The sequence below is a fragment of the Streptomyces sp. NPDC005070 genome (assembly GCF_053600395.1).
In genome coordinates this window covers 97214-121664 of the sequence record NZ_JBSFZS010000006.1, presented here as the reverse complement: position 1 = coordinate 121664, position 24451 = coordinate 97214, and the positions used below count along the sequence as shown (strand labels likewise).

Annotated in this window: 23 protein-coding genes; 12 read left to right on the top strand and 11 right to left on the bottom strand. The window is 72.1% G+C overall.

Going from position 1 to position 24451, the window contains the following annotated elements:
* Nucleotides 1–137 precede the first annotated feature (137 nt).
* The 5 genes from rimO (at nucleotide 138) to ACWEBX_RS04150 (ending at nucleotide 4133) form a co-directional block, all read left to right on the top strand.
* Nucleotides 138–1616: a 30S ribosomal protein S12 methylthiotransferase RimO gene (rimO, locus tag ACWEBX_RS04170; protein ID WP_451883349.1), complete on the top strand. Its 1479-nt coding sequence runs from the start codon at nucleotides 138–140 to the stop codon at nucleotides 1614–1616.
* A complete protein-coding gene (gene pgsA / locus ACWEBX_RS04165) occupies nucleotides 1613–2389 on the top strand; it encodes a CDP-diacylglycerol--glycerol-3-phosphate 3-phosphatidyltransferase (protein WP_451883348.1) in 777 nt (258 codons plus the stop codon). Before rimO ends, pgsA begins: the two co-directional genes overlap by 4 nt.
* Nucleotides 2386–2931, top strand: coding sequence for a CinA family protein (locus ACWEBX_RS04160; RefSeq protein WP_451883347.1), 546 nt, complete (start codon nucleotides 2386–2388; stop codon nucleotides 2929–2931). The genes pgsA and ACWEBX_RS04160 overlap by 4 nt, the downstream gene beginning before the upstream one ends.
* A 109-nt stretch (nucleotides 2932–3040) precedes the next feature.
* Nucleotides 3041–3418 (top strand): helix-turn-helix domain-containing protein, encoded by a 378-nt coding sequence (locus ACWEBX_RS04155; RefSeq protein ID WP_451883346.1) that lies wholly within the window; start codon nucleotides 3041–3043, stop codon nucleotides 3416–3418.
* Nucleotides 3419–3662: 244 nt separating this feature from the next.
* Nucleotides 3663–4133, top strand: a complete 471-nt coding sequence (locus ACWEBX_RS04150) for a Dps family protein (protein ID WP_451883345.1) — start codon at nucleotides 3663–3665, stop codon at nucleotides 4131–4133.
* Nucleotides 4134–4474: 341 nt separating this feature from the next.
* Here the strand turns inward: ACWEBX_RS04150 and ACWEBX_RS04145 are convergent, their stop codons facing one another.
* Genes ACWEBX_RS04145 through ACWEBX_RS04135 form a run of 3 tightly spaced genes read right to left on the bottom strand, consistent with a single transcriptional unit; the run spans nucleotide 4475 to nucleotide 11203 of the window.
* Nucleotides 4475–5236, bottom strand: a complete 762-nt coding sequence (locus ACWEBX_RS04145) for an SDR family NAD(P)-dependent oxidoreductase (protein ID WP_451883344.1) — start codon at nucleotides 5234–5236, stop codon at nucleotides 4475–4477.
* Between the two features lie 32 nt (nucleotides 5237–5268).
* A complete protein-coding gene (locus tag ACWEBX_RS04140; RefSeq protein WP_451883343.1) occupies nucleotides 5269–6102 on the bottom strand; it encodes an Fpg/Nei family DNA glycosylase in 834 nt (277 codons plus the stop codon).
* 31 nt (nucleotides 6103–6133) lie between these two features.
* Entirely contained in the window at nucleotides 6134–11203 is a 5070-nt protein-coding gene (locus tag ACWEBX_RS04135; RefSeq protein ID WP_451883342.1) for an ATP-dependent helicase, read from the bottom strand.
* A 258-nt stretch (nucleotides 11204–11461) separates the two neighbouring features.
* On the opposite strand from ACWEBX_RS04135, the gene ACWEBX_RS04130 reads away from it, so the two are divergent.
* The 3 genes from ACWEBX_RS04130 to ACWEBX_RS04120 are packed head-to-tail and all read left to right on the top strand — an operon-like array spanning nucleotide 11462 to nucleotide 13517.
* Complete coding sequence (locus ACWEBX_RS04130; protein WP_451883341.1) at nucleotides 11462–12454, top strand: AraC family transcriptional regulator; 993 nt, start codon at nucleotides 11462–11464, stop codon at nucleotides 12452–12454.
* A complete protein-coding gene (locus tag ACWEBX_RS04125; protein WP_451883355.1) occupies nucleotides 12355–13212 on the top strand; it encodes an AzlC family ABC transporter permease in 858 nt (285 codons plus the stop codon). Before ACWEBX_RS04130 ends, ACWEBX_RS04125 begins: the two co-directional genes overlap by 100 nt.
* A complete protein-coding gene (locus ACWEBX_RS04120; protein WP_451883340.1) occupies nucleotides 13209–13517 on the top strand; it encodes an AzlD domain-containing protein in 309 nt (102 codons plus the stop codon). Before ACWEBX_RS04125 ends, ACWEBX_RS04120 begins: the two co-directional genes overlap by 4 nt.
* Nucleotides 13518–13637: 120 nt before the next feature.
* Here ACWEBX_RS04120 and ACWEBX_RS04115 read toward each other — a convergent pair whose 3' ends face one another.
* On the bottom strand, nucleotides 13638–14582 hold the full coding sequence (locus ACWEBX_RS04115) for a hypothetical protein (RefSeq protein ID WP_451883339.1): 945 nt from the start codon (nucleotides 14580–14582) through the stop codon (nucleotides 13638–13640).
* An 80-nt stretch (nucleotides 14583–14662) separates the two neighbouring features.
* Between ACWEBX_RS04115 and ACWEBX_RS04110 the strand changes: the two genes are divergently transcribed.
* Both ACWEBX_RS04110 and ACWEBX_RS04105 read left to right on the top strand, forming a co-directional pair.
* A complete protein-coding gene (locus ACWEBX_RS04110; RefSeq protein ID WP_339131971.1) occupies nucleotides 14663–14857 on the top strand; it encodes a DUF3046 domain-containing protein in 195 nt (64 codons plus the stop codon).
* A 71-nt stretch (nucleotides 14858–14928) separates the two neighbouring features.
* Nucleotides 14929–16140, top strand: coding sequence for an AI-2E family transporter (locus tag ACWEBX_RS04105; RefSeq protein ID WP_451883338.1), 1212 nt, complete (start codon nucleotides 14929–14931; stop codon nucleotides 16138–16140).
* A gap of 28 nt (nucleotides 16141–16168) precedes the next feature.
* Here the strand turns inward: ACWEBX_RS04105 and ACWEBX_RS04100 are convergent, their stop codons facing one another.
* On the bottom strand, nucleotides 16169–16960 hold the full coding sequence (locus ACWEBX_RS04100; RefSeq protein ID WP_451883337.1) for a hypothetical protein: 792 nt from the start codon (nucleotides 16958–16960) through the stop codon (nucleotides 16169–16171).
* 390 nt (nucleotides 16961–17350) lie between these two features.
* On the opposite strand from ACWEBX_RS04100, the gene recA reads away from it, so the two are divergent.
* Nucleotides 17351–18475 (top strand): recombinase RecA, encoded by a 1125-nt coding sequence (gene recA / locus ACWEBX_RS04095; RefSeq protein WP_355765995.1) that lies wholly within the window; start codon nucleotides 17351–17353, stop codon nucleotides 18473–18475.
* A gap of 3 nt (nucleotides 18476–18478) precedes the next feature.
* Nucleotides 18479–19450, top strand: coding sequence for a recombination regulator RecX (recX, locus tag ACWEBX_RS04090; protein WP_451883336.1), 972 nt, complete (start codon nucleotides 18479–18481; stop codon nucleotides 19448–19450).
* 88 nt (nucleotides 19451–19538) lie between these two features.
* Here the strand turns inward: recX and ACWEBX_RS04085 are convergent, their stop codons facing one another.
* The 6 genes from ACWEBX_RS04085 to ACWEBX_RS04060 form a co-directional block, all read right to left on the bottom strand.
* A complete protein-coding gene (locus ACWEBX_RS04085; protein WP_451883335.1) occupies nucleotides 19539–19952 on the bottom strand; it encodes a rhodanese-like domain-containing protein in 414 nt (137 codons plus the stop codon).
* Nucleotides 19949–20494, bottom strand: a complete 546-nt coding sequence (locus ACWEBX_RS04080; protein ID WP_451883334.1) for a cysteine dioxygenase — start codon at nucleotides 20492–20494, stop codon at nucleotides 19949–19951. The genes ACWEBX_RS04085 and ACWEBX_RS04080 overlap by 4 nt, the downstream gene beginning before the upstream one ends.
* A 112-nt stretch (nucleotides 20495–20606) precedes the next feature.
* Nucleotides 20607–20693: a putative leader peptide gene (locus ACWEBX_RS04075; RefSeq protein WP_318722129.1), complete on the bottom strand. Its 87-nt coding sequence runs from the start codon at nucleotides 20691–20693 to the stop codon at nucleotides 20607–20609.
* A gap of 106 nt (nucleotides 20694–20799) precedes the next feature.
* The gene (locus ACWEBX_RS04070; RefSeq protein WP_451883333.1) at nucleotides 20800–22548 is read right to left on the bottom strand and encodes an FAD-dependent monooxygenase; all 1749 of its coding nucleotides are present in this window, start codon (nucleotides 22546–22548) and stop codon (nucleotides 20800–20802) included.
* A gap of 185 nt (nucleotides 22549–22733) precedes the next feature.
* On the bottom strand, nucleotides 22734–23639 hold the full coding sequence (locus tag ACWEBX_RS04065) for an amino acid ABC transporter permease (protein WP_451883332.1): 906 nt from the start codon (nucleotides 23637–23639) through the stop codon (nucleotides 22734–22736).
* Nucleotides 23636–24301, bottom strand: a complete 666-nt coding sequence (locus ACWEBX_RS04060) for an amino acid ABC transporter permease (protein WP_451883354.1) — start codon at nucleotides 24299–24301, stop codon at nucleotides 23636–23638. Before ACWEBX_RS04060 ends, ACWEBX_RS04065 begins: the two co-directional genes overlap by 4 nt.
* Nucleotides 24302–24451 lie beyond the last annotated feature (150 nt).

The window sequence follows — 24451 nt, the reverse complement described above, 5'->3', positions numbered from 1 at the left end:
GAACGCTTCGGACCTCGCGGGCAAGCGATGGGTCTTCGTCAAACTGATCCCGGAGGGAGGGCCTCCGAGGACGGTGATCGACGGAGCGGTCCCGACGTCGACGTGGGGTGTCGGCCAGACAAAGTAGTCTTGAGCCCATGCCTGAACGCCGTACCGTCGCACTCGTCACCCTTGGCTGCGCCCGTAACGAGGTGGACTCGGAGGAGCTCGCAGGCCGCTTGGAGGCGGACGGCTGGCAACTCGTGGAGGACGCCGAACAAGCGGACGTCGCCGTCGTCAACACCTGTGGGTTCGTCGAAGCCGCCAAGAAGGACTCCGTCGATGCCCTCCTCGAAGCCAATGATCTCAAGGGACACGGCAGAACCCAGGCCGTGGTCGCGGTCGGCTGTATGGCCGAGCGGTACGGCAAGGAACTCGCCGAGGCGCTTCCCGAGGCCGACGGCGTGCTCGGCTTCGACGACTACGCCGACATCTCCGACCGCCTCCAGACCATCCTGAACGGCGGCATCCACGCCTCCCACACCCCGCGCGACCGCCGCAAGCTGCTGCCGATCAGCCCGGCCGAGCGGCAGAGCGCCGGCGAGGAAGTGGCCCTTCCCGGCCACGGCGCCCCCTCCGACCTCCCCGAAGGCGTCGCCCCCGTCTCCGGCCCCCGCGCGCCCCTGCGCCGCCGGCTGGACGGATCCCCGGTCGCCTCGGTGAAGCTGGCCTCCGGCTGCGACCGCCGCTGCACGTTCTGCGCCATCCCCTCCTTCCGCGGTTCGTTCATCTCGCGCCGCCCCAGCGACGTCCTGAACGAGGCCCGCTGGCTGGCCGAGCAGGGCGTCAAGGAAGTGATGCTCGTCTCGGAGAACAACACCTCGTACGGCAAGGACCTGGGTGACATCCGTCTCCTGGAGACGATGCTCCCCGAGCTGGCCGAGATCGACGGCATCGAGCGGGTGCGGGTCAGCTACCTCCAGCCCGCCGAGATGCGCCCCGGACTCATCGACGTACTGACCTCGACGCCGAACGTCGCCCCGTACTTCGACCTGTCCTTCCAGCACTCCGCGCCCGACGTACTGCGCTCGATGCGCCGCTTCGGTGACACCGACCGCTTCCTTGAGCTGCTCGACACCATCCGAGCCAAGGCCCCGCAGGCCGGCGTGCGCTCCAACTTCATCGTGGGCTTCCCCGGCGAGAGCGAGGCCGACTTCGCCGAGCTGGAGCGTTTCCTCACCGGGGCCCGCCTCGACGCGATCGGTGTCTTCGGATACTCGGACGAGGAGGGCACGGAAGCCGCGACCTACGAGAACAAGCTGGACGAGGACGTCGTCGCCGAGCGCCTCGCGCGGATCTCGCGGCTCGCCGAGGAACTGGTCGCCCAGCGCGCGGAGGAGCGCGTGGGCGAGACCGTCCACGTGCTCGTCGAGGGCATCGACGACGAGGACGGCGCGTACGGCCGCGCCGCGCACCAGGCACCGGAGACGGACGGCCAGGTCCTGTTCACGAGCGGCGAGGGTCTGACCGTCGGCCGTATCGTCGAGGCCAAGGTGGTCGGTACGGAAGGTGTCGACCTGGTGGCCGAGCCGCTTCTCCTCGGCTCGCTCGCGTGTACTGAGGAGGCGGCCAGATGACCGGAGCCCCGGCATCCGCGGCAGGCGGCTCCCCGGGCGCGAAAGGCGCGACGGGCGCTCCCGGCGCATCCGGTGCCTCGGGTGCGTCGAGCGCTCTCGGCACCTCCGGCGCCTCGGGTACGTCCGACGCCCCGGAAGGCCCGAAGACGCCTCGTGGCGGGAAGCTGGGCGCCGCGGCCGTCAACCAGGCCAGCCTCTGGAACATCGCCAACATCCTGACCATGATCCGGCTCGTCCTCGTGCCGGGTTTCGTGGCGCTGATGCTGGCCGACGGCGGCTACGACCCCGCCATGCGGGCCTGGGCCTGGGCCGCGTTCGCCGTCGCCATGATCACCGACATCTTCGACGGTCACCTGGCGCGCACGTACAACCTCGTCACGGACTTCGGGAAGATCGCCGACCCCATCGCCGACAAGGCGATCATGGGTGCGGCGCTGGTCTGCCTGTCCGCCCTCGACGACCTGCCCTGGTGGGTCACCATCGTGATCCTGGGGCGTGAACTCGGCGTCACCCTGCTGCGCTTCGTCGTGATCCGCTACGGCGTCATCCCGGCGAGCCGGGGCGGCAAGCTGAAGACACTGGCCCAGGGCACCGCGGTCGGCATGTACATCCTGCCGCTGACCGGGGCGCTGGCCAGCCTGAGGTTCTGGGTGATGGGCGTCGCGATCGTGCTGACCGTGGTCACCGGGCTCGACTATGTGCGCCAGGCCGTCGTGCTGCGGCGCCGCGGAATCGCCGAGCGGCGGGCCGCCGCGGCGGAGGCCGAGCGGTGAGTCCCACGGCCGCCGAAGTGGTGCGACTACTCACAGTGAGAGGCGAGACGCTCGCCGTCGCCGAGTCGCTCACCGGTGGTCTGGTGGCCGCGGAGATCACCGCGGTGCCGGGTGCCTCGAAGGCGTTCCGCGGCTCCGTGACCGCGTACGCCACCGAACTGAAGCACGAGCTGCTGGGCGTCGACGTCACTCTTCTGGCCGAGCGTGGCGCGGTGGACGCGCAGGTCGCGGCACAGATGGCGGCCGGGGTGCGTGCGGCGCTCGGAGCCGACTGGGGGATCGCGACCACGGGCGTCGCCGGTCCCGATCCGCAGGACGGACAGCCGGTCGGTACGGTCTACGTGGCCGTCGACGGGCCCTTCGAAGGCCCCTCCGACACCGTTCGCGGCGGGAAAGTGCTGCCGCTGCGGTTGAACGGCGACCGGGCGGAAATCCGTATGGAGAGTGTACGCAGCGTACTCGCGGCGCTTCTTCAGGAGCTCGCGGGCGAACAGACCGGGAATGAGCGGGCACAGGATACGGAACAGAACGGGGGGTTTTGATGTTTGCAGCCCTGAGTGAACACGACATCGCTCCCCGCACGGCCGCGGCGCAAGGCGGTACGGTGGGGCGTGAAGGATGCGGCTACGCGGTCCGAGGAGGGAGCCACCGATGATTCTGCTCCGTCGCCTGCTGGGTGACGTGCTGCGTCGGCAGCGCCAGCGCCAGGGCCGTACTCTGCGCGAAGTCTCCTCGTCCGCCCGAGTTTCACTCGGCTATCTCTCCGAGGTGGAGCGGGGGCAGAAGGAGGCATCCTCCGAACTGCTCTCCGCGATCTGCGACGCGCTGGACGTACGGATGTCCGAGCTCATGCGGGAAGTGAGCGACGAGCTCGCCCTCGCGGAGCTGGCACGGTCGGCTGCGGCCACCGAATCGGTGCACGCACCGGTTCGCCGCCCGATGCTCAATTCCGTATCGGTGACCGGTGTGCCACCGGAACGGGTCACGATCAAGGCGCCTGCCGAAGCGGTCGACGTCGTCGCCGCCTGACGCTCACCGGCTCGTGTTCTCCGAGCCGGGAGACGTACCACCGAAGCCCCGGCCGGGGCTTTTCCGGGGAGACCCGGAGGAGCCGGGCCGGGGCTTTCGCGTGTCCCGAAGTCCCGCATGGGCCCGTTTGCCGGTATCCGGCGCGGCCTCCATGGTGGAGAGACCCGGCGAAGCCGACGCCGGCCGTCATGAGCGTGCGGCCGTCGGCCCGGCCACCGGAGTCGTCGTCAATCGGAGGATGCGGATGTACGTCGTGAAGAGCTCCCTGCCTGCCGCGGACCTGAAGACCGTTTCCGAGGCGCTCCAGGGCGCCCTGGTCGATCTGGTGGACCTCTCCCTGGTGGCCAAGCAGGTCCACTGGACCGTGGTGGGGCCCCGCTTCCGGTCCGTCCACCTCCAGCTCGACGAGGTCGTGGACATCGCGCGGCTGCATTCGGACACCGTGGCGGAGCGCGCCTCGACGCTGGGCGTCCCGCCGGACGGGCGGGCCGCGACCGTGGCGTCGAGCAGCGGCGTCGGACACACCCCCGATGGCTGGACCAAGGACACCGACGCCGTACGGACACTCGTGGCGGCGCTCGGCGCGGTGATCGCGCGGATGCGGGAACGGGTGGCCGTCACCGCGGACCCGGATCCGGTGAGCCAGGACATCCTCATCGCCATCACGGCCGACCTGGAGAAGCATCACTGGATGTTCCAGGCGGAGAACGGGTGAGCGGTACCTGTTCTGGCCCCGGCCGGTGTGTCCCGTCGGTGTGCCCCGCTCGCGCGTGAGATCGGCGGCCCGGTGCCGCGCCGGAGGAGGTGCCATGGCGGGGCGAACAGTGCGCCGGGGGGCGTGTCTGGTGCTCGGTGCGCTGTGGTGGTTCAGCGTGCTCCGTCTCGTGCTGGCACCCGGTGCTGGGGTCCTCGAAGGCGCGATAGCCGCGGGCGGGTGGGGGCTCAGCCTGCTGCCGGTGCACTGCGTGCCGAAGTCCCACGCCGGCGGTGCCGTCGGCTCGGACCGGTGGCGGAAGCACTGGCGGGGGATCCGGCGCCGGCGCGCCGGCGTGCGGGCTACCAGGGCATCGCGACGCCGCCGTTGGGACGGAGGATCTGGCCCGTGGTGAAGGCCGAGGCGTCCGAGGCCAGGTACAGCACGGCGTGGGCGATGTCCTCGGGTTCCCCGACGCGGCCCAGCGGCGACAGGCGTGCCATGAACGCCTCGGTGTGAGCCTGACGCTCTCCGTGACGGTCGGTCATGGGGGTGCGGATCCAGCCGGGCGCCACGGCGTTGACGCGAATGCCGTGCGGACCGACCTCGGTCGCCAGTGTTTTCGTGAGCTGTACGACGGCCGCCTTGGCCGCGCTGTAGCAGAGCAGGCCCGGACCGCCGGAGTCGATCGCGCCCGACGCCATGGTGACGACACTGCCGCGGACGCCGTTCGCGATCATGGAGCGCGCGGCCTCCTGGCAGGCGTACAGGACCCCCTTGAAGTTGACGTTCAGGACCCGGTCCAGATCCTCGTCCAGGGTCTCCAGGACCGGGCTGCTGTGCATGATCCCGGCGATCGCCGCCATGACGTCGACGCGGCCGCACGAGGCCACGGCCTGCTGGAGCCCGGCCCGGTCGGTGACGTCGAGCGGGTGACCGAACGCCGTGCCGCCCTGGCCCTCGATCAGCTTCGCCGTCTCGCGCAGGCCCGGCTCGTCGAGGTCCGCGCAGTGCACGGTGGCGCCCGCCTCCGCGAGCAGGACCGCCGTCGCGCGGCCGATGCCTCCTGCCGCGCCGGTGACGAAGGCGGTGCGTCCGGTGAGGTCGTACGCGGGGAGGCCCATGAAGGGACGGTACGAAGAAATCTGACGGGTCGTCAATCGGTCGTGCGCAAGTTGCCACGCGGACGGGCGGGCGGCGGGGTGGGGCCCGTCTGGCAGCGGGGGCACCAGTACGTGGGGCGCTCACGGGATCCGTCGCCCTGGTTCCCCGAGCGGACCGGCGTCCCGCAGCGCAGACACGGGCGAGGGGTGCGCCCGTACACGAACAGGTTCTGTTCGCGGCGCCCGGTCGTGACACGGATCGGACGGTCGCGGTTGTACTCCAGCAGCCTCTTGGCGAGGACCGGCAATTGGGCGGCGCGGTCGGCGGGCAGCGCGCCGACGGGGAGCCAGGGCGTGACGCCGAGCAGGAAACACAGCTCGCTCTTGTACACGTTCCCGATGCCGGCGAGGTTGCGCTGGTCCAGGAGGGCTTCGCCGAGGGGGCGGTCGGGGTCACGGAGGAGGTTCTCCAGCGCTCTTTCCGGGGCCCAGTCAGGACCCAGGAGATCGGGCCCGAGGTGACCGACCGCTCGGGTCTCGTCGGCGGTGCGGAGCAGTTCCAGCACGGGCAGGCGGTAGCCGACCGCCGTGCGGTCCGATGTGCCGAGGATGGCCCGGATCTGATGGGCCGGACCTCCGCTCCAGCGTCGGCCGGGCTCGTACACCTTCCACGAACCGTCCATCCGCAGATGCGAGTGCAGGGTCAGGCCGCCCTCGATCCGGGTGAGGAGGTGCTTGCCGCGCGGGGTGACGTCCAGGACGGCGCGACCGGTGAGGTCGGCCGTGGCGTACCGGGGCACCCGCAGGTCGGAACGGGTCAGGACCTTGCCCGCGAGGGCGACATGCAGGCGCCTCGCGGCCTGCCAGACGGTGTCTCCTTCGGGCATGACTCCAGGGTGGCACGGTGGGGGCGGCCGGTCAGGCGCGAAGGCGGAGTCCGCGCGGGGTGGCGATGAAGCCCGCTCCTTCCAGGAGAGTGCCGAGGGGCGAGGTGAGGGCCGAGGCGCCGTTGACGCGCTCGACGGTGACCGTGCCGAGCGAGCCCGCGCGGGCCGCGGCGGCGAGGGCCTCCGCCGCGGCGCCCAGACGGGTGTCCTGCGCGAGGGGGGTGTCCGGGTCGGCCGGCCAGGCCAGCAGTGTCTTGCCGCCGCGTTCCATGTACAGAGCCAGTTCGCCGTCGACCAGGACGACCAGGGAACCCGCCTTGCGGCCCGGCTTGTGGCCCGGCTTGTGGCCCGCTTCGGTCGGGGACTCGGGCCAGGGGAGGGCCGCGCCGTAGGCGTTCGCGGGGTCGGCGGCGGCCAGCACGACAGCGGGGGAGGCGGTACGGGAACGGGGGCGGGTGCCCGGGAAACCCGCGCCGCCGGGGTGGCCGGACCCGTTCGGGTACGCCGTGCCGCCGCGGCCGGACCGGCTGTTCCGGCTGTGGGGCGCGTACGGGTGGGGTGCGTCGGGGTGAGAGGCGCCGGCCGCGAGGGCGGAATCGGCGGAGAACGTGTGGTCGTCGTCGACATCGAAGCCGAGGGCGGAGCCGGGCCCGAGCGGGAAGTCGGGGCCGAGGGTGAAGTCGCGGGTGAGGTCGTTCAGGGAATCCGGACCGTCCGCGATGTCGTCCCGGTCGACGTACGCCTCGCCGTGGCCCTTGCCGTCGAAGCCCGGGCCGGAGGGCGGGAAGACAGGAGTGTCCGGGAAGCCGTGGGCGGCGGGGGAGTTGTCCGGGACGGCGGGATCGAGGAGGGCGGCGCCCCGGTCGCGGGCGTTCGCCGCGGCCCGGAGCCGGTCCACCGCGCCGTCCATGGCGAACTGGGCCGCGCCGAGCCCCTCGACCACATAGCCCCGCCGTGCCTGACCGCTGTCCTCGAAGGCCGACAGGATGCGGTACACCGCCGAGAAGCCTCCCTCGACGCCCTCCGCCGCGACGGCTCCCCGGGTCACCACGCCGTGCCGGTCGAGCAGGGTGCGGGCCAGGGCGTGGGCGCGGACGGTGGCCTCGGGTTCACGCTCGGGCAGCAGCGACCAGCGGCCCGCCACGGTGGGGGGACCCGTCCGCGACTGGGGGCGCGCCCCGCCCGTCAGGGAGCCGTAGCGCCCGCGGGGGACCGAGCGCTTGGCGCGGTGGGCCGTCGAACCCGCGGTGCGGCCCGAACCCAGCAGGGAGCGCATCGGCGCGAGCGTGTCGTTCGTCAGTCGCCCGGACCAGGCCAGCTCCCAGATCGCGTCCGCGAGCTGCGGATCCGTCGCGTCGGGGTGCGTGGTGGCGCGGACCTGGTCGGCGATCTGGCGGAAGAACAGGCCATAGCCCCCGGAGAGGGTGTCGAGCACCGACTGGTGCAGCGCCGTCGGCTCCAGGGGGTGCGCCGCCGGAAGGAGCACGGGGGCGGCGTCCGCGAGATACAGCGACACCCAGCCGTCCTTGCCCGGCAGGGAACCCGCCCCGGCCCAGACCACCTCACCGGCGGCCGTGAGCTCGTCGAGCAGGGCGGGGGTGTAACCGGCGACCCGGGAAGGCAGCACGAGCTTCTCCAGCGCGGACGCCGGCACCGACGCGCCCTGCAACTGCTCGACGGCGCGCACCAGTCCGTCGATTCCGCGCAGCCCGTGACCGCTGCCCACGTGCTGCCACTGCGGCAGGAACTGGGCGAGCGCGGCGGGCGGGACCGGTTCGAGTTCATGGCGCAGCGCCGCGAGCGAACGGCGGCGCAGCCTGCGCAGGACCGCCGCGTCGCACCACTCCTGACCGATGCCCGCGGGATGGAACTCGCCCTGGACGACCCGGCCGTTCGCGGCGAGGCGATGCAGCGCGCCGTCGGTGACGGCCGTGCCGAGACCGAAGCGGGCGGCGGCCGTCGCCGAGGTGAACGGCCCGTGGGTGCGGGCGTACCGGGCGAGGAGATCGCCGAGCGGGTCCTTGACCGGCTCGGTGAAGGCCTCCGGGACACCGACGGGCAAGGCCGTGCCGAGCGCGTCGCGCAGCCGGCCCGCGTCCTCGACGGCCGCCCAGTGGTCGGCTCCGGCGATCCGGACCCGGATGGCGCGGCGGGCGGCCGCCAGTTCCTTCGCCCACTGCGGCTCCGCGCCCCGCTCGGCCAGGTCGGCCTCCGTGAGCGGCCCGAGGAGACGCAGCAGGTCGGCGACACCCTCCACGTCCTTGATGCGGCGGTCCTCGGTGAGCCACTGGAGCTCGCGCTCCAGCTCGGTCAGGACGTCCGCGTCCAGGAGCTCGCGCAGTTCGGCCTGGCCCAGCAGCTCGGCCAGTAGACGGGAGTCCAGCGACAGCGCGGCGGCCCGCCGTTCGGCTAGCGGCGAGTCGCCCTCGTACAGGAACTGGGCGACGTATCCGAAGAGCAGGGAGCGGGCGAAGGGGGAGGGTTCGGGGGTGGTGACCTCGACGAGCCGCACCTTGCGGGACTCGATGTCGCCCATCAGTTCCGTGAGCCCCGGCACGTCGAAGACGTCCTGGAGGCATTCGCGCACCGCTTCCAGGACGATCGGGAACGAACCGAACTCGCTCGCCACCTGGAGCAGTTGAGCGGCGCGCTGCCGCTGCTGCCACAGCGGGGTGCGTTTGCCGGGGCTGCGGCGCGGCAGGAGCAGGGCGCGGGCGGCGCATTCGCGGAAGCGGGCGGCGAACAGGGCCGAACTGCCGACCTGGTCCGTGACGATCTGGTTGACCTCGCCCTTGTCGAAGGCGACGTCCGCCGCGCCGACCGGCGCCTGGTCCGCGTCGTACTCCGTGCCCGCCTTCGCGGGTGCCTGGTCGAGCAGGTCCAGGCCCATCAGATCGGCGTCGGGCAGCCGCAGCACGATGCCGTCGTCCGCGTGCATGACCTGGGCGTCCATGCCGTACCGCTCGGAGAGCTTGGCGCCCAGGGCGAGGGCCCAGGGAGCGTGCACCTGGGCTCCGAAGGGGGAGTGCACGACCACACGCCAGTCGCCCAGCTCGTCACGGAAGCGCTCGACGACGATCGTGCGGTCGTCCGGGATGTGCCCGCACGCCTCACGCTGCTCGGTGAGGTACGCGATGACGTTGTCGGCGGCCCAGGCGTCCAGGCCCGCCGCCAGCAGCCGCAGCCGGGCGTCGGCCTCGGGGAGCGCTCCGACCTCGCGGAGGAACGCGCCCACCGCGCGCCCCAGTTCGAGCGGACGCCCGAGCTGGTCACCCTTCCAGAAGGGCAGCCTGCCGGGGACGCCGGGCGCCGGGGAGACCAGGACCCGGTCCCTGGTGATGTCCTCGATGCGCCAGGAGCTGGTGCCGAGGGTGAAGACGTCGCCCACCCGGGATTCGTAGACCATCTCCTCGTCGAGCTCGCCGACCCGTCCGCCGCCCTTCTTGGGGTCGGCCCCCGCGAGGAACACCCCGAAGAGTCCGCGGTCGGGAATGGTGCCCCCGGAGGTGACGGCGAGCCGCTGGGCGCCTGGGCGGCCGGTCACCGTGCCCGCGACGCGGTCCCACACCACGCGGGGCCTCAGCTCGGCGAACGCGTCCGAGGGGTAACGGCCCGCGAGCATGTCCAGGACGGCGGTGAACGCCGACTCCGGGAGAGAGGCGAAGGGGGCCGCCCGGCGGACCGTGGTCAGCAGGTCGTCGACCTGCCAGGTGTCGAGCGCCGTCATCGCGACGAGCTGCTGAGCCAGCACGTCCAGCGGGTTGGCCGGTACCCGGAGGGACTCGATGGAGCCGGTGCGCATCCGCTCGGTGACCACCGCCGCCTGCACCAGGTCGCCCCGGTACTTCGGGAAGACGACACCGGTGGAGACCGCGCCGACCTGATGACCCGCACGGCCCACCCGCTGCAGCCCCGAGGCCACGGACGGCGGCGACTCCACCTGGACGACGAGGTCGACCGCGCCCATGTCGATGCCCAGTTCGAGGCTGGAGGTGGCGACCACGGCGGGCAGACGCCCGGCCTTCAGATCCTCCTCGACCTGTGCCCGCTGCTCCTTGGAGACCGAACCGTGGTGAGCGCGGGCGATGACCGGCGGCGCCCCCTGCGCCGCGCCCGAGCCGCCCATCAACTCGGCCGGCGTGTGCGCCTCCTCCAAGGGCTCGCCCGTCGCCCTCTCGTAGGCGATCTCGTTCAGCCGGTTGCACAGCCGCTCGGCGAGACGACGCGAGTTGGCGAACACGATCGTCGACCGGTGGGACTGGACGAGGTCGGCGATCCGCTCCTCGACGTGCGGCCAGATGGAGGGCTTCTCCGCGCCCTCCTTGCCGTCGGCGGCCGGGGACCCGCCCAGTTCGCCCAGGTCCTCCACCGGGACGACCACGGACAGGTCGAACTCCTTGCCGGACGGCGGCTGGACGATCTCCGCCTTGCGGCGGGGCGAGAGATAGCGCGCCACCTCGTCCACGGGACGCACCGTCGCGGAGAGGCCGATGCGCCGGGCGGGCTTCGGCAGCAGCTCGTCGAGACGCTCCAGGGTGAGCGCGAGATGGGCGCCGCGCTTGGTGCCCGCGACCGCGTGCACCTCGTCCAGGATCACCGTCTCGATGCCTGTCAGCGCGTCGCGCGTGGCCGAGGTGAGCATCAGGAACAGCGACTCGGGAGTCGTGATCAGGATGTCCGGCGGGCGGGTGGCCAGCGCCCGGCGCTCGGCGGGTGGGGTGTCGCCGGAGCGGATGCCGACCTTCACCTCCGGCTCCGGCAGCCCGAGCCGCACGGATTCCTGCCGGATGCCGGTCAGCGGGCTGCGCAGATTGCGCTCCACGTCGACCGCGAGCGCCTTGAGCGGCGACACGTACAGCACCCGGCAGCGCTTGCGCGGGTCCGCCGGAGGCGGCGTCGAGGCCAGTTGGTCGAGCGCGGCGAGGAACGCGGCCAGCGTCTTGCCGGAACCGGTGGGGGCGACGACCAGCACGTCCGAACCCGCGCCGATGGCCGCCCACGCCCCGGCCTGGGCCGCGGTGGGCGCGGAAAAGGCCCCCGTGAACCAGCCGCGGGTCGCGGGGGAGAAGCCGTCGAGCGCAGGGTGCGCGGAGCTGACCATGCGTCCATCCTGCACCCGCCCACTGACAATCGCGCTGACCTGCGAGAACGCCGTGGCTGAGCGCGGGCGGGGGAGATCGGTACCGCGCCGAACCGGGCAGATGCGGGCGAAGCCGGGCAGGTAGCGGCCGTCGGTCGCGGCGAGGGCTCCCACGGCCGGCGGGCCGTCGCGGGGCGGTGGTTCCCTGGTCGGCGGGCTGTCGAGGGGCGGTGGGCCCGGTCGGCGAGCCGTCCCTGCGCGGTGGCGGACAATGAGGACGTGGCAGGTTCGGGGCAGGAGCGGGCGCGGCACTGGCAGTACGCGGAGCTGCCCGGTGTCGATCTGCTGCGCGCCCGCTACGTCGAGAAGATCTTCGTGCGGCACACCCATGAGAACTTCGTCATCGCCGCCGTCACCGAGGGCGTCGAGGTCTTCCACCACGGCGGCGCCGACCAGTACGCGGGCCCGGGTTCGCTGGCACTGGTGAATCCCGACACCCCGCACACCGGCCGCGCGGGCGTCCCCGAGGGCTGGCGGTACGGGGCGGTGTACCCCTCGCCGGAGACGGTCGCGGAGATCGCCGCGGAGACCACCACCCTCCGCGGCACCCCCGGATTCGGCCGCCCGGTACTCGACGACCCCTACGCGGCGGGCCTGGTCCACCAGGTTCTGCGGGCCGCGGAGGAGGGCAACGCGCTGGCCGCCGACACCCTGCTGAGGGTCGCCGTGACCCGGCTGCTGCGCCTGAACGGAGGCCTGCTGCCACAGCGGGCCGTGCGCACCGCCGGCGGCCGGCTCGCGGCACGCGCGCGTGGCGTGCTGGACGAGCGGATGACCGAGCCGCCGACCCTGGAGCGGCTCGCGGCGGACCTCGGCACCAGCTCGTTCGCGTTGCTGCGCGCGTTCCGGGACGCCTACGGCATGCCGCCCCACACCTGGCTGACCGACGCCCGGGTACGCCGGGCCCGCCACCTCCTGGACGCCGGATCCACACCCGCCGAGGCGGCCGTCGCCGTCGGCTTCACCGACCAGCCGCATCTCAACCGGCACTTCAGCCGGATCGTGGGTGTCCCTCCGGGCGCCTATCAGCGGGAGCGCAAGAACGTACAAGACGCCGGGGGCCGGCTCCCCGTACCGTCCGACGCGTGGCACAACAGACAGCTCTCCCAGACATACGCAGTGAAGAACACGGAAAACCCGACGCCGCCGTCGTCCGCGACGCCCTCGGAGTCGGGGTCGCCGTCGGACTGTCCGGTTTCGCCTTCGGGGTGACCTCGGCCGGCAGCGGGCTCAGCCTGCTCCAGACCTGCGCCCTCAGCCTCCTGGTGTTCACCGGGGCCTCGCAGTTCGCGCTCGTGGGCGCGCTCGCGGCCGGGGGCAACCCGCTGACCGCGGCCGCCGGCGCGTTCTTCCTCGGGGTCCGGAACGCGTTCTACGGGCTGCGGCTGTCCCAGCTCCTGGCCCTCCCGCGCGCGGTGCGCCCTTTCGCCGCGCAATGGGTGATCGACGAGACCACGGCCGTGGCTCTAGCCCAGCCCACCCGCCGCGGCGTCCGGATCGGCTTCACCGTCACCGGCCTGTCCCTCTACCTGCTGTGGAACCTCACCACGCTGCTCGGCGCGGCCGGGGCCGAGGCCATCGGCGACACCGACGCGTGGGGCCTGGACGCGGCCGGACCCGCGGTGTTCCTGGCGCTGCTCGCGCCGATGCTCAAGACCGCCACGGAACGCGCCGTCGCGGGAATCGCCGTCCTTCTGGGGCTCGGTCTGCTGCCCGTGCTGCCCGCCGGAGTCCCGGTGCTGGCGGCCGCCCTGGCCGCCCCCGCCGTGCTCTGGGCGACGGGGCGCCGCCGCGCGGACACCGCCCGCGACGCCTCCGCCGACGCGTCGCACGAGACACCGGCCGGTGCGGAGAACGGGTCACCGTCCGACGCGGAGAACCGTTCACAGGGTTCACAGGCCCGCGCGGAGCATGGTTCACCGGCCGGTACGCACGACAACGGGCCGGACGCGTCAGGAGACGTACGGTGAACATGTGGATCGCCATCGGCGTCACCGCCGTCGGCTGCTACGCCGTCAAGCTCATCGGTCTGCTGATCCCCGCGGGCGTGCTGGAGCGGCCGCTCGTCCAGCGCCTCGCCGCCCTGCTGCCCGTCGCGCTCCTGGCCGCGCTCACGGCCCAGCAGACGTTCGCCGACGGGCGGGTCCTCGTCCTCGACGCGAAGGCCGCAGGGCTCGCCGCGGCGGCCGTCGCGCTGATCCTGCGCGCCCCGTTCCTGGTGGTCGTCGCGGCGGCCGTGGTGGTGACGGCCGGGGTCCGCGCGCTGACCGGCTGACACCCGCGCGTGGGGGCGGGACAGGGGACAGACGGGTGTGCCCCCTGTCCCCGACGAGGGCCGTGCACGGGGGCACTCCCGTGTGTACGGACACCGCCCGTACATCGCCCCGCAGAGGCCTCAGTTGACGGCCCTGCCGTACGCCCGAAGAGTGCGCAGGGCCTCTACGGTCACCATGGGACGGCACTCGAGGGCGGTGCCCGGAGCCCACTGACGCCAGCGGATCGGCCACCCGCCGTCCTCCTGCTGCTCGTCCGCGAGGTGGTCCAGCGAGCGGGCCATCTCCTCGTCGGTGAACCACGCGCACGCGAGCGAGTCCGGCGTCCGCGCGTAGTCGTGCGGGAAGTGGTGCTCGCCCGGCGCGTAACCGGGCGCGACGGGGTAGGCCTCCAGGCGCCCGGCGTCCAGCACGGCGAGCCGCTGCTCACGGACGAGCCGGCCCAGCCGATCGGCGCTCGCCTCCGCGCGCGGTCGGTCGGCCGCCGAGTCCAGGAAGGCGACGGCCGCCTCGATCTCGTACGGATGCGACTTCTCCAGGGAGTCCACCGCCTGCCAGCAGAAGTCCGTGGCCCGGAACAGCCAGGCGTTCCACACCTCGTTGCGGTGCAGCAGGCCCACGACCGGGCCGGTGGCGAGGAGTTCGCTCGGCGGATCGTCGACGACCGGCACGAACGGAGCCGCCGGATAGCCGCGCTGGCTCGGATGGATGGCCGGCAGCGCGCCGTCCGCGGTCGACACGGCGGTCAGATAGCGGCACACCCGTTCCACGCGCTGCCCGCCGCAGCGCCCGATCGAGTCGAGCACGCGCAGCGCGTGCGCCGTGTGCAGCGGCTGGCTGACCGGACCGCGCAGATCGGGTTCGAGCGCGTGACCGTACCCTTCGTCGTCGTTGCGGTAGGCGGCCAGCGCCGTCTCCACCGCGTCGGCACCGCCACCGAGGAAGTGATAGGCGAAGCGGCGCTGTTCCAGCACGCGCGCGGTGAGCCAGACGAAGTGCTCGGCGCGGGCGAGGGGGGAGTGCGCGGGGGGCGTCTGGGGGAGTCGGGATGCTCCGGGTTCGGCCATGCGTCAGACCGTAGGGCGGAAAGCGGTCTCGCCACGCGGCCCCGGCTCGGGGCCACTCTCAGGGGCAGGATACTGGTGTCATGCGGTTGACGGTCTTCTGGCAGCGAATGGCTGATCACTTCGGCGCGGGGTACGCCGAGACGTTCGCGCGCGATCATGTGATGACGGAACTGGGCGGGCGTACCGTCCACGAGGCGCTGGACGCGGGCTGGGAGGCCAAGGACGTGTGGCGCGTGGTGTGCGCGACCATGAACGTTCCGTACGAAAACCACTGAACGGGACCGAGGACCGGGAAAGTCCGGGGGGACGTGGATCGGGTGTCGGTGGCGTGGGCCAGACTTGGCGGGTGGCCCCGACAGACGAGAACACACAGGTCGATCAGCAGTCATCACCGCTCGGCACGACGCCGCCCGGTCCGCCCGATGCCGACGCGGCCGGGGCGGGCGCGCGCATGCCGCGCTGGCTGCCCCGCGCCATGGTGCTTGCCCTGGCGCTCGTCGCCGTGTTCCAGCTCGGCAGTTGGGCGTTCCACCAGCTCATCGGTCTGCTGATCAACATCCTGATCTCGTTCTTCCTCGCGCTCGCGATAGAACCCGCGGTGAGCTGGATGGCCTCCCGGGGCATGCGCAGAGGGCTGGCCACCTTCCTTGTCTTCCTGGGCTCGTTGATCATGATCGCCGGGTTCGTCACCCTGCTCGGCTCGATGCTCGCGGGCCAGATCATCAAGATGATCGAGGGCTTCCCCGACTACCTCGACTCGGTCATCAACTGGATCAACACGCACTTCCACACCGACCTCAGGCGGGTCGACATCCAGGAGGGCCTGCTCCACTCCGACTGGCTGCGCAAGTACGTGCAGAACAGCGCCACCGGCGTCCTGGACGTGTCCGGCCAGGTCCTCGGCGGTCTCTTCCAGCTCCTGACGGTCGCGCTGTTCTCGTTCTACTTCGCCGCCGACGGACCCCGGCTGCGGCGCGCGCTGTGCTCGGTGCTGCCGCCGGCCCGGCAGGCCGAGGTGCTGCGCGCCTGGGAGATAGCCGTCGACAAGACCGGCGGCTATCTGTACTCACGCGGTCTGATGGCGCTGATCTCGGGCATCGCCCACTACATTCTGCTGGAGGCGCTGGGCGTTCCCTACGCGCCGGTGCTCGGGGTGTGGGTCGGTCTTGTCTCGCAGTTCATCCCGACCATCGGCACCTATCTCGCGGGCGCCCTGCCGATGCTGATCGCGTTCACGATCGACCCCTGGTACGCGTTGTGGGTGCTCGTCTTCGTCGTGGTCTACCAGCAGTTCGAGAACTACGTGCTCCAGCCCAAGCTGACGTCCAGGACGGTGGACATCCACCCCGCGGTCGCCTTCGGGTCCGTGATCGCGGGCACCGCGCTCCTCGGAGCCGTCGGCGCGCTGATCGCCATCCCCGCCGTCGCCACCCTGCAGGCGTTCCTGGGCGCGTACGTGAAGCGCTACGACGTCACGGACGACCCGCGGGTGCACGGGCACCGCACCCGCAGCTCGGTGGGCCTCCTCGCGCGGGTGCGGGGGCAGCTCGGCCGGTGACGTTCACCGGAGGCCCGGTCGGTGACGTTCACCAGGTGAGGACGGCCTGGACACCGGTGAGGACGACGGCCGCCGTGTAGAGGCCGACCGCCGCCCACACGATCCGCTGCCGGGCCTCCTCGCTCCAGTCGGTGCGGGAGAGCAGCCAGGCCAGCGCGGGCAGCACCAGGACGGCGTGCAGGCTCACGCCGTGCAGCGGCTTGAGCGGAGCCGTCGAGTGGTACGCGGCCTCCTGGTGGCCGGTCCTGGTGAGGACGACCCCGCGCGCGATCATCGTGGCGCCCGAGGCCAGCGCGACGAGCAGGATCGCGAACCCCGAGCGCACGGCGAGCGGCATGCCCGCGGGCCCCGAGGGCCGGTGGCGGAACGAGGCGACCGCGAACGTGGTGAGCACCACGACCAGAATCCCGCCGCCCACCGCGAGCATCATGGACACCGCGGTGTCGAAGCCGGTCTCCATGTCGAGATGCGAGGGAACCCGGCGCCACGCCTGAAGGGTGATCCCGCCGACCTCCAGCACGCAGTCCGCGGCGAACACGACGAGCAGCGCGGTGCGCGGCCTCGCCTCCATCCGGACGTACGAGGTGACCCAGGTGACCGCGATCAGGGTCAGCCCGAAGGAGAGCCCGAAGGTGACGGGCTTGCGCCAGGAGACGGGACCGTCCCACGGGCCGCCGTCGACGGCGAGGACCAGCAGATGCAGGAGGCCCGAGAGGACGAGCAGCGCGCCCGTGGCCCGGCAGAGCTGCTCGGCGGGCCGGAGCGAGGGCTTCGGCGGCGGCAGGGGGCGGGGTGGCAGGGGACGGGTGGTCGTCGGCATGGCCCACAGCCTGCCGGGCGGGCCCGTCGGTGTCGTCGTACGCCCGAAGACACCTGCCCTGCGCCCCGGGGAGTAGCCCGGGTCCGGGGCGGGTACCGGCTCCGGGGGATGTGCCGAGGCGGGTACCAGGACCCGAATCCGCGGGATCCCCGGTCGTTGTCGGAGGGCGAACGTAGTCTCGGAAGTGCCGCGTGGTGCGCTTGACACAAAAATCGAACATCCATTCTCATGGAGGTTCCGGCGAAGCTCGCGACGGGTGATTCGGCATGGTTTCGACAGAGATGTGCCCGAGTTATCCACAGGCCGGACGGGCGTCGGGGCGCATTGTCAGTGGCAGGCGTTAGCGTCTTTGACGTGAAGCGATCGACTCAAGCAAACCGGGTGGAACCCATGGCAGGAACCGACCGCGAGAAGGCGCTCGACGCCGCGCTCGCGCAGATTGAACGGCAGTTCGGCAAGGGCGCCGTGATGCGCCTGGGCGAGCGGCCGAATGAGCCCATCGAGGTCATCCCCACCGGGTCGACCGCGCTCGACGTCGCCCTCGGTGTCGGCGGCCTGCCGCGCGGCCGCGTGGTGGAGGTGTACGGCCCGGAGTCCTCTGGAAAGACGACCCTCACCCTGCACGCGGTGGCGAACGCGCAGAAGGCCGGCGGCCAGGTGGCGTTCATCGACGCCGAGCACGCTCTCGACCCCGAGTACGCGAAGAAGCTGGGCGTCGACATCGACAATCTGATCCTCTCGCAGCCGGACAACGGCGAGCAGGCCCTGGAGATCGTGGACATGCTGGTCCGCTCCGGCGCGCTCGACCTCATCGTCATCGACTCCGTCGCCGCCCTGGTGCCGCGGGCCGAGATCGAGGGCGAGATGGGCGACTCGCACGTGGGTCTCCAGGCCCGACTGATGAGCCAGGCCCTGCGCAAGATCACCAGCGCGCTCAACCAGTCGAAGACCACGGCGATCTTCATCAACCAGCTCCGCGAGAAGATCGGCGTCATGTTCGGCTCCCCGGAGACGACGACGGGTGGCCGGGCGCTGAAGTTCTACGCCTCGGTGCGCCTCGACATCCGGCGCATCGAAACGCTGAAGGACGGCACCGACGCGGTCGGCAACCGCACCCGCGTCAAGGTCGTCAAGAACAAGGTCGCGCCGCCGTTCAAGCAGGCCGAGTTCGACATCCTCTACGGGCAGGGCATCAGCCGCGAGGGCGGCCTGATCGACATGGGCGTGGAGAACGGCTTCGTGCGCAAGGCCGGCGCCTGGTACACGTACGAGGGCGACCAGCTCGGCCAGGGCAAGGAGAACGCCCGCAACTTCCTGAAGGACAACCCCGACCTCGCCAACGAGATCGAGAAGAAGATCAAGGAGAAGCTGGGCGTCGGTGTGAAGCCCGAGCAGCCCGCCGCTGAGCCGGGCGCGGACGCAGCGGTCTCGGCGGCCCCGGACGACGCCGCGAAGACGGTGCCCGCTCCGGCTGCCAAGGCCACCAAGTCCAGGGCCGCGGCGGCCAAGAGCTAGTCCATGACACGACGAACCGACTGGGCCGAGTACGCCCATCCCCAGACCCCCGAGGGACGGCCGGGGCAGGGGTACGGCGGGGGTGACGGCGGCCCGGCCGGAGACGGTGACAGGTCGTACGACGGTGCCGGGGGGTACGGCGGTCAGCCGTACGGCACCGACGGCGGGTTCTACGGAGCCGACGGTGGGCTCGACGGCACCGGCGGGCTCTACGGGGCCGACGGTTTCCACGGCGTCCGTCCGGACGACGGGGATGCGGACGGCGGCGGTTCGACGGGCGGTGACGCACGGCACGGTGACGGCCTGCCGCGCGGTCACGGTTCGCCGGACGCGGTCTCCCGACGCGGTGGACGTGCCGCGGGCGGACCGCGTGGTGGAAGAGGTCGTCGACGGGGCGGCGGTTTCGGCGACCCGTCCGGCGACCCGCGGGACGGAGACACCCCCTCCTCGTCGAGGGCCGAGAAGGGGGAGTCCCCGGGGGACCCGGCTGAGCGGGCGCGAGCGATCTGCCTGCGCCTGCTCACCGGGACCCCGCGCACGCGCAAGCAACTCGCGGACGCGTTGCGCAAGCGCGAGATCCCGGACGAGGTGGCGGACGAGGTGCTGTCACGGTTCGAGGAGGTCGGGCTGATCAACGACAGCGCCTTCGCCGACGCCTGGGTGGAGTCCCGGCACCACGGCCGGGGGCTGGCCCGGCGTGCGCTCGTCCAGGAACTGCGGACCAAGGGTGTGGACTCGACGCTGATCGACGAGGCCGTCGGACAGCTCGACTCCGAGCAGGAGGAGGCGACCGCGCGTGAGCTGGTCGCGCGCAAACTGCGCTCCACCCGCGGACTGGACCGGGACAAGCGGTTGAGACGCCTCGCCGGCATGCTCGCCCGCAAGGGCTACTCCCAGGGCATGGCCCTGAGCGTGGTCCGTCAGGCGCTGGAGGAGGAGGGCGAGGACACGGAAGGGCTCGACGAGGGATTCTGATCCCACGGGCGTCCGTCACCGTGCCCTCGCGGGCTCCCGTACGAGGACAGCGCGTCCGGGTGACCCGTCTCCGCGAGGCGGAACGCGTTCAGCTCTCCGAGCCGGTGGCCGTCACCGGGAGGCCTGCGCTCTTCCAGGCCTGGAAGCCGCCGATCAGATCGGTGGCCCTGTGGAGTCCCAGCCGACGCAGGGACTCGGCGGCCAGGCTGGAGGCGTACCCCTCGTTGCAGAACAGCACGACCCGCAGGTCATGACTCGTGGCCTCCGGGGCGCGGTGACTGCCCGTGGGGTCGAGCCGCCACTCCAGTTCGTTGCGCTCGACGACGAGAGCGCCGGGGATCAGACCGTCCCGTTCCCGCAGGGCGGCGTACCGGGTGTCGACCAGCAGCGCCTCGCCGCGCCGCACGGCCTCGAAGGCCTCCTCCGCCTCCACCCGGTCCAGGCCCGCGCGGACCTGCTCCAGCAGGGCGTCGATACCGATGGGCCGCACGTTGCCGCTCACTGCCAGTCCTCCGGACGCTCGACGTGCTCCAGGCGCAGGATCTGGCCCGTACGGCTGTAGCGGCGAATCTGCGGGAGCGGTGGGTAGTAGGCGTGGACCGAGATCGCGTGCTCCTCGGTGGACTCGTTGAGCACCTCGTGCACGTGATCCCGGCCGAAGGCGCGGCCGGTTCCCGCGGGCAGCTTCCGCTGCCGGTCGATCTCCTCGGCGAGTTCCAGGGTCTTCCAGCCGTCGGCGGGCAGCCGGGCGGCGAGGGAGTTCTCCTTGAGCTCGCCGGCCGCGGTGAGGAAGGCGCCCACCGATTCGGCGTGGTCGTGCCAGCCGGTCCCGGTCCCGGGCGGCCAGCCGATCAGCCAGGCCTCACTGCCGCCGGGGCCTTCGAGCCGCACCCAGGTACGGCCCTCGGGGTCGAGGGGGAGCGAGGCGATCAGCTCGGCATCGGCCGCCGTACGGCGTACGAAATCCAGGAGGTCGGCCTGGGTGGGGGTCCGGGGCGCGCCGGAGACGGCGGAGGGCACCGAGGCGGGGGCGGAAGGGGACACGGGGACAGACGTGGAGACAGGGGGTGGCACAGACACTCTGACCGTCCTGAGAGTTCGCGAAGAGGGGCGCGCGGAGGCACGGCGGCGGCGCGCGGGAGATGAGGATGCGAAGTCAGAAGGACGGGCGACACACGCAGCCCGCATAGCGGACGAGGTCCATATGGACCCTCCGCCACAGGCGTACACAGGTGTCGGTCACGATCCGGAGTAGACCATGGTGGCGCAGACCGGTCAACTCACCGTCACTATATGGACCATGAAGGCCCGAGGATCAGGGAAACCCGGGCCGGACGGTCACGGAGCGTTCAGTGCCTGCCCGCGGTCGCCTCCGCGGCGCTCTCCGCGTCCACCCGTGCCGGTCCGCCGAGGGCCGCCTCGGCCGCCTCGTACAGGTCGGCCGGCCGGACCCCGCCGAACGCGGTGACCAGGTGTCCGTCGGGGCGGACCAGCAGCACGGTGTGCGCGGCAGCGCCCGGGTAGCTCTCCGCGACGAGCAGTTCGGCGCGGTGAGGAAGGGCGGTCACGGCGGCGGCGAGCCGCGGCATGACGCCGGCCGTCACCCAGTGCTTGCGCTCCCACACCCCCGTACCCGGAGCGATCAGCACGACGAGCAGCACCCCGCGCCCGAGCCGCTCGCGCAGCGGTACGAACGAGCCGTCCTCCGCGGTCACCCGCACATCGACGACCGGTGCGCCGGGCTCGGTGCCGACGACGGCGTGCGACTCGGCGGGCGGGGGCATGAGCGGCGAGCCGGCGTACGCCCCCGGCGCGCCGAGCGGGCCGCGGCCCAGGTGGCCGTCCGTGAGCAACGTGTCGTGCCCGCGGGCGGTCCCGGGGACGTAGGCGCGCAGGCCACCACCGCTCCGCACCAGCGGCAGCGCCTGGTCCGCGGCGCGCAGCCGGGCGGCGACCACCGCTCGCCGCTCCGCCTGGTAGCTGTCGAGGAGCGCGGTGTGCGGACCGTGGTGCCAGCCGAGCGCCAGCTTCCAGGCGAGGTTGTCGGCGTCCCGCAGCCCTTCGTCCAGGCCCTGGGTGCCGAGGGCGCCGAGCAGGTGCGCCGCGTCCCCGGCGAGGAAGACCCGGCCGACGCGCCAGCGGCGGGCCAGCCGGTGGTGGACGGTGTGGACTCCGGTGTCGAGCAGCTCGTACGCGGGTGTGGCGCCGCCGCTCCAGCCCGCGAGGGTCTCCCGGATGCGTGCCACCAGCAGGTCGGGCGTGACGAGGTCCTTGCCCGGGGGCAGCAGCCAGTCCAGCCGCCAGACGTCCTCGGCGAGCGGACGGGCGCTCACCTCGCCGGCCGAGGGTCCGGAGGCGCGCCACGGCGTCATCCGGTGCAGCAACGCCTCGCCGGGCCAGGGGAGTTCCGTGCGCAGGGCCGCCACGGCGTGCCGTTCGACGGCGGTACGCCCGGGGAAGCGGATGTCCTGGACCTTGCGCACCGTCGAGCGCGGTCCGTCGCAGCCGACGAGATAACTGCCGCGCCACCAGGTGCCGTCGGGCCCCCGCGTGTGCGCCGTGACGCCGGAGGCATCCTGTTCGACGGAGTCGAGGCGGCTGTGCGCGGCGACCTTGATGAGCCGCTCGTGGATGATGGCCTCGCGCAGCGCGCCGGTCAGCGCGTGCTGGGCGATGTGCAGCGGAGCGCTGAAATCCGCGCCGTCCGCCTGGCTTTCCGGGCCCCGGGGAGCGCCGGTACCGCGTGCGGCGACGATCCCCCGAGGACCGTCGCCCCGCACGGCCTCGCCGCCGAGGGGATCGGCGGCGCCGTTCGCGCCCGAGGAACGCTCCTCGTCGAAGACGATCTCGCGCATCACCTGCCTGCGCCGCATCGACCGCCATCCGGCCCAACGGAAGCCGGCGTCGTCGAGGGGCAGACCCGTCAGCCGTTCGACGAGCGAGACCGTGTCCTCGCGCAGCACCACGGTCCGCGCGAGCCGCTGTTCGTCCTTGCCGGGACCCTCGTCGAGGACCACGGAGGGGACCTCCTGGCGGGCCAGCGCAAGGGCGAGGGTGAGGCCCACGGGCCCGGCTCCGACGATGATCACCGGGTCCACGGCGCGGTGCCCCCTGCACGGAGCTGTGTCCTGAGGGACGTACGGGAACAGGCAGGTGGAGCAGGGTGCACGATCACAGAACGTATGCAACCCATTGCCGCTGCTTGCGTCAAGTGACGGGGTCAGTGGCGGTCCCGTCACTGACCCCTTCGGTCACACTGATCGACTGATGTTCGGACGATCCGTCAGAAGCCGCCCACGCCCCCGCCCCCGCCCGCGCCTGTCGCCGCGGTACCGGCGATGGTCGCGTCGTTCGGCGAGAGCACCGCGCCGGTCGACTTCTTGCCGCGGCGCAGCCGCCCCTCCAGCCAGGAGGCGAAGCTGGTGATCGTGAAGTTCACGACGATGAAGATGACGGCGACCACGATGAAGCTCTGGACGACGTTCGCGTAGTTGGCCGCGAGGGTGCTGCGGGCGGTGAGGAGCTCCTGGTAGCCGATCATCACACCGCCCAGCGCGGTGTCCTTCACGATGACGACGAGCTGGCTGACGATCGCCGGGAGCATCACGGTGACCGACTGCGGCAGCAGGATGCTGGTCATGGTCTGCCCCTTGCGCAGACCGATCGCGTACGCGGCCTCCGTCTGCCCCTTGGGGAGGGCGAGGATGCCCGCCCGGACGACCTCGGCGAGGACCGAGGCGTTGTAGAGCACCAGGCCGGTGACGACCGCGTAGAACGGACGGTCCTCGCTCGCGATGTTCGCGGACCGGGCGTAGAGCTCGTTGGCGAACAGCATCAGCAGCAGGACCGGGATCGACCGGAAGAACTCGACCACGGCGCCCACCGGGACGCGCACCCAGCGGTGGTCGGAGAGGCGCGCGATACCGAGGGCGGCGCCCAGGGGGAGGGCGATCACCATGCTCAGCGCGGCGGCCTTCAGCGTGCCCCAGAGGCCCGGCAGCAGATACGTGTTCCAGGCGTTCGCCGTGGTGAACGGCTCCCACAGGTCCCACTTGAGCTGGCCCTTGTCGTCCATGGCCAGCCATACCCACCACAGCAGCAGCCCGAGCAGGACGACGAAGAGGACCGAGAGGACCACATTGCGGCGCTTGGCCCGGGGGCCGGGGGCGTCGTAGAGAACGGAGGTCATCGCTTCACCGCCAGTCGCTTGCCCAGCCAGCCGAGGAAGAGGCCGGTGGGGAGGGTCAGGACCACGAACCCGAAGGCGAAGACCGCGGCGATGAGGACCGTCTGGGCCTCGTTCTCGATCATCGTCTTCATCAGGGTGGCGGCCTCGGCCACGCCGATTGCGGCGGCCACGGTCGTGTTCTTGGTCAGCGCGATCAGTACGTTCGCCAGCGGGACGATGGCGGAGCGGAACGCCTGGGGCAGGACGATCAGCCGCAGTGTCTGCCCGAAGCCGAGCCCGATCGCGCGGGCCGCCTCTGCCTGGCCGACCGGCACGGTGTTGATGCCGGAGCGCAGCGCCTCGCAGACGAAGGCCGCGTGATAGCCGACGAGACTGAGCACCGCGAGCCGGAAGCCCTGGACCTTGAAGTCGTCGGCGCCCATCGTCACACCGAAGATGTCCGCGAGACCGAGCGAACTGAACACGATGATGACCGTCAGCGGGATGTTCCGGACGATGTTCACGTAGGTGGTGCCGAATCCGCGCATGAGCGGGACCGGGCTGACCCGCATCGCGGCCAGCAATGTGCCCAGGACCAGGGAGCCGATGGCGGAGTAGACGGTGAGTTGCACCGTCGTCCAGAACGCCCCCAGGACGTCATAACCTTGAAGAAAGTCGAACACGATCTCCCGCGCTTCCGGGTGGTGGCGTACGTGGCGGACGGGGTGGGCGCGGTATGCCGCCGCCGTGATCGCGGCGGGCGGCGGCATACCCGCGAGGCCCCGTGTGAACCGCGGTTTCCCGCGGTGCCCGAGGGCCCCCGAGTTACCCGG

Bases quoted from the DNA above. Each gene is read 5' to 3' on its own strand.
- rimO (WP_451883349.1), top strand. From the start codon at position 138: ATGCCTGAACGCCGTACCGTCGCACTCGTCACCCTTGGCTGCGCCCGT.
- pgsA (WP_451883348.1), top strand. From the start codon at position 1,613: ATGACCGGAGCCCCGGCATCCGCGGCAGGCGGCTCCCCGGGCGCGAAA.
- ACWEBX_RS04155 (WP_451883346.1), top strand. From the start codon at position 3,041: ATGATTCTGCTCCGTCGCCTGCTGGGTGACGTGCTGCGTCGGCAGCGC.
- ACWEBX_RS04150 (WP_451883345.1), top strand. From the start codon at position 3,663: ATGTACGTCGTGAAGAGCTCCCTGCCTGCCGCGGACCTGAAGACCGTT.
- ACWEBX_RS04145 (WP_451883344.1), bottom strand. From the start codon at position 5,236: ATGGGCCTCCCCGCGTACGACCTCACCGGACGCACCGCCTTCGTCACC.
- ACWEBX_RS04140 (WP_451883343.1), bottom strand. From the start codon at position 6,102: ATGCCCGAAGGAGACACCGTCTGGCAGGCCGCGAGGCGCCTGCATGTC.
- ACWEBX_RS04135 (WP_451883342.1), bottom strand. From the start codon at position 11,203: ATGGTCAGCTCCGCGCACCCTGCGCTCGACGGCTTCTCCCCCGCGACC.
- ACWEBX_RS04115 (WP_451883339.1), bottom strand. From the start codon at position 14,582: ATGGCCGAACCCGGAGCATCCCGACTCCCCCAGACGCCCCCCGCGCAC.
- ACWEBX_RS04110 (WP_339131971.1), top strand. From the start codon at position 14,663: ATGCGGTTGACGGTCTTCTGGCAGCGAATGGCTGATCACTTCGGCGCG.
- ACWEBX_RS04100 (WP_451883337.1), bottom strand. From the start codon at position 16,960: ATGCCGACGACCACCCGTCCCCTGCCACCCCGCCCCCTGCCGCCGCCG.
- recA (WP_355765995.1), top strand. From the start codon at position 17,351: ATGGCAGGAACCGACCGCGAGAAGGCGCTCGACGCCGCGCTCGCGCAG.
- recX (WP_451883336.1), top strand. From the start codon at position 18,479: ATGACACGACGAACCGACTGGGCCGAGTACGCCCATCCCCAGACCCCC.
- ACWEBX_RS04065 (WP_451883332.1), bottom strand. From the start codon at position 23,639: ATGACCTCCGTTCTCTACGACGCCCCCGGCCCCCGGGCCAAGCGCCGC.